Origin of the sequence: Pseudoflavonifractor sp. 60, from assembly GCF_009911645.1 — a bacterium.
In the GTDB taxonomy this organism is placed as follows: Bacteria; Bacillota; Clostridia; order Oscillospirales; family Oscillospiraceae; genus Lawsonibacter.
In genome coordinates this window covers 1-7,539 of the sequence record NZ_QWKI01000254.1, presented here as the reverse complement: position 1 = coordinate 7,539, position 7,539 = coordinate 1, and the positions used below count along the sequence as shown (strand labels likewise).

Annotated in this window: 8 protein-coding genes; 4 read left to right on the top strand and 4 right to left on the bottom strand. The window is 58.7% G+C overall.

The window, feature by feature from the left end:
* Positions 1–116 precede the first annotated feature (116 nt).
* From D1646_RS21050 to D1646_RS21040, 3 genes are all read left to right on the top strand, one after another.
* Complete coding sequence (locus tag D1646_RS21050; RefSeq protein WP_160638327.1) at positions 117–515, top strand: DUF4368 domain-containing protein; 399 nt, start codon at positions 117–119, stop codon at positions 513–515.
* Between the two features lie 269 nt (positions 516–784).
* The gene (locus D1646_RS21045; protein WP_160638326.1) at positions 785–1,750 is read left to right on the top strand and encodes an alpha/beta hydrolase; all 966 of its coding nucleotides are present in this window, start codon (positions 785–787) and stop codon (positions 1,748–1,750) included.
* 10 nt (positions 1,751–1,760) lie between these two features.
* Entirely contained in the window at positions 1,761–2,282 is a 522-nt protein-coding gene (locus tag D1646_RS21040) for a superoxide dismutase family protein (protein ID WP_160638325.1), read from the top strand.
* A gap of 305 nt (positions 2,283–2,587) precedes the next feature.
* Here the strand turns inward: D1646_RS21040 and D1646_RS21035 are convergent, their stop codons facing one another.
* Entirely contained in the window at positions 2,588–3,766 is a 1,179-nt protein-coding gene (locus tag D1646_RS21035) for a PrpF domain-containing protein (protein WP_243154285.1), read from the bottom strand.
* A 79-nt stretch (positions 3,767–3,845) separates the two neighbouring features.
* Between D1646_RS21035 and D1646_RS21030 the strand changes: the two genes are divergently transcribed.
* A complete protein-coding gene (locus D1646_RS21030; RefSeq protein ID WP_160638324.1) occupies positions 3,846–4,814 on the top strand; it encodes a LysR family transcriptional regulator in 969 nt (322 codons plus the stop codon).
* 4 nt (positions 4,815–4,818) lie between these two features.
* On the opposite strand, the gene citF is transcribed toward D1646_RS21030, so the two are convergent.
* From citF to citD, 3 genes are all read right to left on the bottom strand, one after another.
* Entirely contained in the window at positions 4,819–6,381 is a 1,563-nt protein-coding gene (gene citF / locus D1646_RS21025; protein WP_160638323.1) for a citrate lyase subunit alpha, read from the bottom strand.
* On the bottom strand, positions 6,372–7,277 hold the full coding sequence (locus tag D1646_RS21020; RefSeq protein WP_160638322.1) for an aldolase/citrate lyase family protein: 906 nt from the start codon (positions 7,275–7,277) through the stop codon (positions 6,372–6,374). The genes citF and D1646_RS21020 overlap by 10 nt, the downstream gene beginning before the upstream one ends.
* Positions 7,270–7,539, bottom strand: a 270-nt coding sequence (gene citD / locus D1646_RS21015) for a citrate lyase acyl carrier protein (protein WP_160638321.1), incomplete at its 5' end; no start/stop codon positions are given. The genes citD and D1646_RS21020, both read right to left, overlap by 8 nt.

Genomic DNA, 7,539 nt, shown 5'->3' with positions numbered 1-7,539 from the left:
TGCGCGAGTGGACGAAAAACCTGCTCGAATGGCAAGCCCGGACGGTTGACAGCCCCCCTTTTTGAATGATACGCTATATTCAGAAATGTGCCGGGAGGGCTTAAAAGGTAGACATTGTGACGCTGAAGCAGTGGGATGAGGACATGGTAGCGGGAAGGCTCAGACCGGAGCGGTTTGACAAGCTCTCAACGCAGTACGAGGAGGAGCAGAAACAGGTGCGGCAGGCCATTGGGGAACTGCAATCTCTGATCGACAATGGCGAGCAGGAGACTCACGATCTCCGGCAATTCCTGAAAAGCGTCCGCAAATACACCAACCCGGAAGAACTGACGGCAGAAATGCTGAACGAGCTGGTTAACAAAATCATCGTCCACGCTCCTGATAAGAGCAGTGGACACCGCAAGCAGAAGATTGAGATTTACTACAAGGCCGCTGGGATCATCGACATCGCTGACGACCTCTGCGAAGGCGGGGATGGCAGAGGGCAGTGGCGCAAAGAGCAAAAAACAGCCTGAAAAGGCAGGACTGTGACCTTTTACAGTCACAGTCCTGTCGTACATAAATACTTCGTTGCGGCACCTCACTTCAGGCGAGGCCCGTTTTTTATGTTTCGTCCGGCTGTCCCACCGCCATAATGAACTGCACCCCCTGAGGTGGGTCCTTGGTGCAGATCAGCGTCTCTCCGTGGAGGTCGGACAGAGTGAGCCGCGATACGAACGATTGTCAACCGCTCTCCCCCCTGCATATTCTGGGAGCAGAATCAGTTCGTCAGGAGATCTGTGCTGTGAATCAATGTATTCTTTTAGAACCCGCTGCGGAAGCCGTCTGTAAACAAAGCGCCGTTCCGCCGCTTATTTTTCAACTGCCGCCTGAGCAGGGGCGGAGCGTATTGGAGAACGTCCAGGACGCCCCGGTTTTCCTGTATCCGGCAAATCGTTCCGTCCGTGAATTAGATACGGGAGGATGGGGAAAAATCCCGGTCAGCTTTGTGGCGCCCCAGGGGTCTGTCCCCAAACGAGTGATCTTCTACCTTCACGGCGGGGGTTGGGTATTCGGGAGCTTTCACACCCACGAAAAGCTGGTCAGGGAACTGGCTTCCAGGACGGACGCTCTGGTGGTTTTTCCGGAGTATTCTCGCTCTCCTGAGGCGAAGTACCCCACAGCCATTGAGCAGTGCTATTTCATACTCTCGCACCTTTGGGAGCTGATTGGGGATAGCTGGCTAAGGCTGGCTCATAGCGCCCTGACCGTCGCAGGAGACAGCGCCGGCGGCAATATGGCGATTGCGATGGCTCTGCTGGCAAAGGAACGCGGCGGGCCGGAAATCCAAAAGCTGCTGTTATACTACCCTGTGACCAACGCCTGCTTTGATACGCCCAGCTATTGCGGGTTTGCGGTGAATTATTACCTGTACCGCGCTGGAATGAAGTGGTTTTGGGATCAGTACGCCTCCTGCGAGGCTGACCGGAAGCAGATCACCGCCTCCCCGCTGCGGGCCGGGATCGAATGCCTGCGGGGGCTGCCGGACACCATGATTATCAACGGCCAGGCGGATGTTCTGTGCAGCGAGGGAGAGGCCTTTGGGCAACGGCTCCGCTGTGCCGGGGTTCCGGTTACAACTCTCTGCCTGCCGGGCATCATTCACGATTTTGTGATGCTCAACGCACTGGATCAAACGACTGCCTGCCGCCTGGCAATGGATGTCTCTGCCACGTGGATCAGCCAGACAGCGGCCCAATCAAGTAAATAAGGAGGATTCTATGAATCAAATTTCATCCTGCGGCAGTTCTAAGTTCCACCTTCTCTCCGTTCTGCGCGGCAGACCCCAGGCAGCGGCAAGCATGGCAGGCAGTGAAGGTCGCCCTGAAATTTCGGGGACAGTGCGATTTTACCAAGTCAATGAGGGGGTCATTGTCTGGGCTGAGATCAACGGCCTGCCTCTGCCTGAGCGTCCCTGCCAGGAACGGATTTTTGGGTTTCACATCCACAAGGGGACCGACTGTGGGGGCAATATGGACGATCCCTTTGCCGATGCCATGTCCCACTATGATCCAAGGGACTGTCAGCATCCGTACCACGCCGGAGACCTGCCGCCGTTGTTTGGGAACAATGGCTCTGCCCTCTCCGTGTTTCTGACGGACCGCTTTTCCGTCCATGAAATAATTGGCAAAGCGGTTATCATACACGACCATCCAGACGACTTTACCACCCAGCCGTCGGGCAATTCCGGCACAAAAATTGCCTGCGGCGTGGTACGAAGAACAACTGGCTCTTGCTGGTAAGCACGATTGGATTCATATTCCGCCCGCCAAGCACAAATATTGAAGGTACAACGGCTATGGGCCAGGAAAGGAGCACCAATGAGTAACCGCGGAACAGTCTGCCCCCGGATGAAATAGACCGTGTACTGGGCGAGACGGACGGCGGCCGCTTCTGCTGGTGGTACGGCGTTACCCAGTTGGGAAATTTTGAGGGCAAAAGCGTCCCCAATCTTCTGGAACAGCCGGAATTTGACCGGGAGCCGGAGGAATTGCGGGCCTTTTGGCATGAGCGCATGAACCCCGAATAGTGCAGCGTCCGGGCTAGATCAGTCCCGCACATAGACACAGCCCTCCATAATGCGGCGGGCAGTGCGTTCCAGGTTGCCGCTGAGAACGGTGTGGGTCCCGTCCTCGTTGTCCTGAAGGTCGGCGTAGACGTCCATAATGCCCCAGGGGTGGCCGATTCGGATATGGCTGGCATGATTGTCAGGGTGTCTGCCCGCCCCACAGACAATCTCGTTGACGATGGTGCCAGGGGTGTTGGCTGCGGTAATGGTGCAGATGGCTCCGGTACCCATGTAGGCGTCGATCATCTTCATGTTGACGGAAAACAGCCGGCCCACAAGGTCAAGCTGATCTGCGGCAATGGCCTTTCCGCTGCCGGCGGTGTAGTCTGCGGGCCTGGCGGCAAAGGCGATCTTGGGGAGGGTCTGGCTGTTAACCCTGGCGTCCTCCAAATCCTTGGCAAGGCCTAACAGAATTGCGCCAGTGCCCCGGATGACCTCCAGCCTGCGGCAGATATCTTCGCAGTTGGGCAGGGCGTTGAATCGGGCAGGCGTTTCGGTTCCGGTGACACCGAAGTCCTCGGGATGGACAAACATTACAGGATTGGCGGCGTCCACCAAGCTGTACTCATAGACCCTGCCTTCCACCTCAATGGCGTCCTTGGCGTGTCCGGTGGGGAGCAGCCTGCCGGAGGCCGCGCCCTGAGGGGCGACAAACTTCAGCAGAACCCGGGCCCCAGTGCCAGGAACGCCGTCAATGGCGAAGTCTCCTTCTGTCATGGCACGGCCATCCCTCACAGGGACCTGGGCAACGATCTCCTTCTGGGTGTTGGTGTTAAAGATATGCACCTCGGTGATGGGCTCCTCCGCCTCCACCAGCCCCTCGTCAATGGCGAAGGAGCCCACGGCAGAGGAGATGTTGCCGCAGTTCATAGTTTTCCCCACAACGGGGGCAAAAATATCCACCTGTCCAAAGTCGTAGTCCACGTCAATGCCGGGCCTGCTGCTCTTTTTGATAATTGCCACCTTACTGGTGGAGGTGTTGGCTCCGCCCATGCCGTCAATTTGGCGGTGGTCCGGGGACCCGAAGGCGCTGAGGATGACTCTGTCCCGGGCCTCCGTATCCTGGGGCAGATCCTTGTCGTGGAAGAACAGCGCTTTCGAGGTACCTCCACGCATATAGACACAGGGAATCTTGCGGTTTGGCTGATAGCTGTCCAAAATAAAACCCCACTTTTCTTTTGTATATCACGGCGTGTTATGATAAAATAAACTGCACTGAGGATGGGAGGCGCGATTGATGTTCAACAACTATCATTATTTCATTGCGCTGGCGGATGAGGGAAACATCTCGAAGGCGGCCAGAAGGCTGTTCATTTCTCACCAGTGTCTCAGCCGGTATCTGAAAAATCTGGAACAGGAATACAAGGTCGCCTTTTTTGACCGCACCCCCAAACTGACGCTGACACCCGCCGGACAGGTATACCTGGACACCATCCGGCAGATGCAGCTTTTGGAGGAAAATCTGGACAGTCAGCTGGACGATATCCGTCAGGCCAAGCGGGGCAGCATTGTATTTGGGACAACAGACGGAAGATACCGCATTCTGGTGCCGGACCTGCTGGCTCAGTTTAAACAGCTGTACCCCGGTGTGGTATTGGAGGCGCAGTCCAATTCCGACTCAAAAAAACTCAGCGAGCGGGTCCTGGAGGGTGAATTGGACATGGTCCTGCTGAACAAAAGTGATATCAGCAGTAAGCAGCTGGTCCTTCAGCCTGTGTTGGATGAGCAAATGTACTTGATTATTTCTGATAATATGCTGAAAACATACTTTCCCAACCGCTATCCTCAGTGTATTTCGGAGTTTTCCCACGGGGCGAATCTGGCCCAATTCCAGCATGTGCCCTTTGTCATGGGGCGGAAACATCTTGTATCCAGAAGGTCGCTGGAGGACTATTGCCAGGCGCGTCAGATTCAGTTAAACTGTGTGATGGAGCTGGGCCAGCTGGACCTCCACAGTATGATGACCGCACGGGACTACGCGGCCAGCTTCTGCTGGTCCATGTTTGTTCCCGCCGTCCAACAGCTCAACCGGGAGGGCCAGTTCAGCCATTTGCACATTTTTCCAATGAAAGGGGAGGGGATCACAAATCAGCTGGTCCTGGTAACGCGAAAGGGCAAGATTTTCCCCGCCTACGGGAGAGCGCTGATCCGTCTCATCAAGGAGAACTGCGGCGGATTTGCCGATCCGATTTTAAAGGCGGACTGACCGGTCAAGGGCGCTTGATTTCCCGGATCACATCAATGACCGTGCCGTCCCGGTATTCCACGATACAGGTCACTTTATCGCCGGTCTCAATGGGCTTGGGCACGCCGGTCATGGACTCGGCCAGCTGCTGGAGCTCCTCAATGCTTACCAGCTTCAAACTGGTCTGCTCCAGGTCCTCCCTCAGCTGCTGATAGCTGCGGTGCCTGGGATTGAGGGCGACGCCCGCCTCGGTGACCACGGCGGCCACCGTCTCGCCGGAGGTACACAGGGTCAAGACCTTCTTCACCACCGAGGGGGTGCGGCCCCGGATAATAGGCAGGGTCACAATAGAGATGGCCGCGCCGCCGGCCACGTCGGGTCCGCCCCCCAGTCCGCCCATCATTTCGCCGGAGGAGCCGGTGAGGATATTCACATTGAAGTCGGTGTCCACCTCCAGCGCCCCCAGGACGCCGAAGTCCTCCCGGTTGAGGAAGCCGCCCTTGCTGTAGGCGTTAGCGTAGTCGGCGTTGTCAATCTCCACCACGCCGGGACGGTCGTAAATCGCCCGGGCGGCCACCGCGTCAAAGCTCTGGCTGCACTCCACAACCCGGACCAGGCCCTCGTCGTACATATCGATGATTGCGGCGGGGATGCCCCCCAGAGCAAAGCTGGCCTTTACGCCCCGCTCCTTCATCTTCTCCCCCAGGCACTTGGTAATGGCAATGGGGATGGCCCCCGCTCCGGTCTGGAAGGAGAAGCCCTCCTTGAACAGCCGGGAGGCGGCAATCAGCTCCACTGTCCGCTGGGCAATGAGCAGGTCCCGGGGATTTTTGGTCAGCCGGGCCGCGCCCGCACCGATTTTGGCCGGGTCACCGATGGAGTCCACCTGGACCACATAGTCCACCCACTGCTGGGAGATGCTGGCCGGACAGCAGGGATAGTCCACCAGATTGTCGGTGACCACCACCACACATCCCGCGTTTTGGGCGTCCACAAAGGAGTAACCCAGAGCGCCGCAGGCATTGGGGCCGATCTGGCCGGTGCAGTTGCCATAGTCGTCGGCGGCGGAGGCTCCAATGAAAGCCACGTCAATTTGCAGCTCCCCCGCCTCAATGGCCCGGGGGCGGGCTCCATGGGGGCGGAGGATGACAGGCTGTTCCATCTCGCCGGCCAGTACCGCGTCGCCCAACTGACCCCGGATGCCGCTGGCCTCGATCCGGTCGATGGTGCCGTCCCTCACAAAGTCCACAATGGAGGGATTTTTGATGTTCACCACAGCGCTGGGGGCAAACCGAAGCCCCTTGATGCCCAGCTCCCGGATAGCGGTGAGCACCTGGCCGATGATCTGGTCCCCCTCCCGGAGGGAGTGGTGGAAGGAGATGGTCATGCCGTCCTTCAGGTCGGAGGCCAGGACAGCCTCTTTCAGGCCGGGCAGCAGCTTACTGTCTCCGGGGACCCGCTGACTGGGGGTCCGCCTGGTCACCACGGTCCCGGCAAAGGACTGGGGCTCATAGGCCCCCGTGTAGGGCTTGACCACATAGTCCCCGATCCACTTCGGCAGCTCGCGGCCCAAACTGTTTACAGGCATTCCGCCGCACCTCCAATCTTGATGCCCGCCGCCTCGGCCTTGGCCAAGGTGGCGCGGGCCCGCAGCTCCATGGGCCTGTCCACCATGCTCCCGTCCAGCACACACACGCCGGTATGGTTCTGTGCCGCCGCCGCCAGGGCCTCCAGAACCCGCCGGGCATGGCGTATCTCCTTCTGAGAGGGGGTGAAGCAGGCGTTTACCGTGTCAATCTGCCGGGGATGGACGCAGGTCTTGCCGTCGAAGCCCAGGGCCCGGGTCATCTCCAGGTCGGTCTTCAAACCCTCAATATCGTTGATATCGGAGAACACCGCGTCCTGAGCGGAGATGCCCGCCGCCCGGCAGGCCATGAGGATGGCGTTGCGGGCGTGGAAGATCTCCCACCCCGGCTTGGTGCGCTGGGCGCTTATACTGGCAGTGAAGTCCTCCGCCCCCAGAGCCATAGCGGCAACCCGGGGACTGGCCTTGGCGATCTCCATGGCGTTGAGCACACCCAGATAGGACTCAATATTGCACCAGAGCTGGATGCCCCCCACAGGCAGGCCGGCTTTTTTCTCAATGGCGCCAATTTTGGCGTCAATTTTTTTCACCTCTTCGGCGTACTCCACCTTGGGAATCCGAATGGCGTCGGGCTGAGCCCGGACGGCGGCCTCCAGGTCCTCGTCCAGCTCCCTGGAGTAAATGCCGTTGACCCGGATGAGGATGTACTTCCCCCGGGGACGCTGATATTTGACCGCATGATACACCAGCAGGCGGGCGGCGTCCTTCTCCCCGGCAGACACCGAGTCCTCCAGGTCGTACACCAGGCAGTCTTCGTTGTAGAAGCCCGCCTGGATCATCTTCACCGGACTGGTCCCCCCGGCGTACAGGGAGGTGCGCATCAGATGGGGCTCAGCCATGGGGATCACCCCTTCCCCAATCAAAGCGGACCTCCGCTGCACGGCAGAGGGCGCACTCCATCCGGGCCCGGATGGCAAAGTCCAATGCGCCCTTGTCGTTCACATCCACCAGCGCGTCCTTTACATTGAAATCCGCCAAAACACTCCGGACGGTGGCCTCGATGGCCTCGCCGAACAGGGCCTTTACATCGCTTTGCAGATTGATTTGGATGCCTTGCCCGGGATTGGGGCGCAGGGTGATCTGTACATCGCTGGACTCCAG

Coding starts and splice junctions, on each gene's coding strand:
- D1646_RS21040 (WP_160638325.1), top strand. CDS start 1,761: ATGAATCAAATTTCATCCTGCGGCAGTTCTAAGTTCCACCTTCTCTCC.
- D1646_RS21030 (WP_160638324.1), top strand. CDS start 3,846: ATGTTCAACAACTATCATTATTTCATTGCGCTGGCGGATGAGGGAAAC.
- citF (WP_160638323.1), bottom strand. CDS start 6,381: ATGCCTGTAAACAGTTTGGGCCGCGAGCTGCCGAAGTGGATCGGGGAC.
- D1646_RS21020 (WP_160638322.1), bottom strand. CDS start 7,277: ATGGCTGAGCCCCATCTGATGCGCACCTCCCTGTACGCCGGGGGGACC.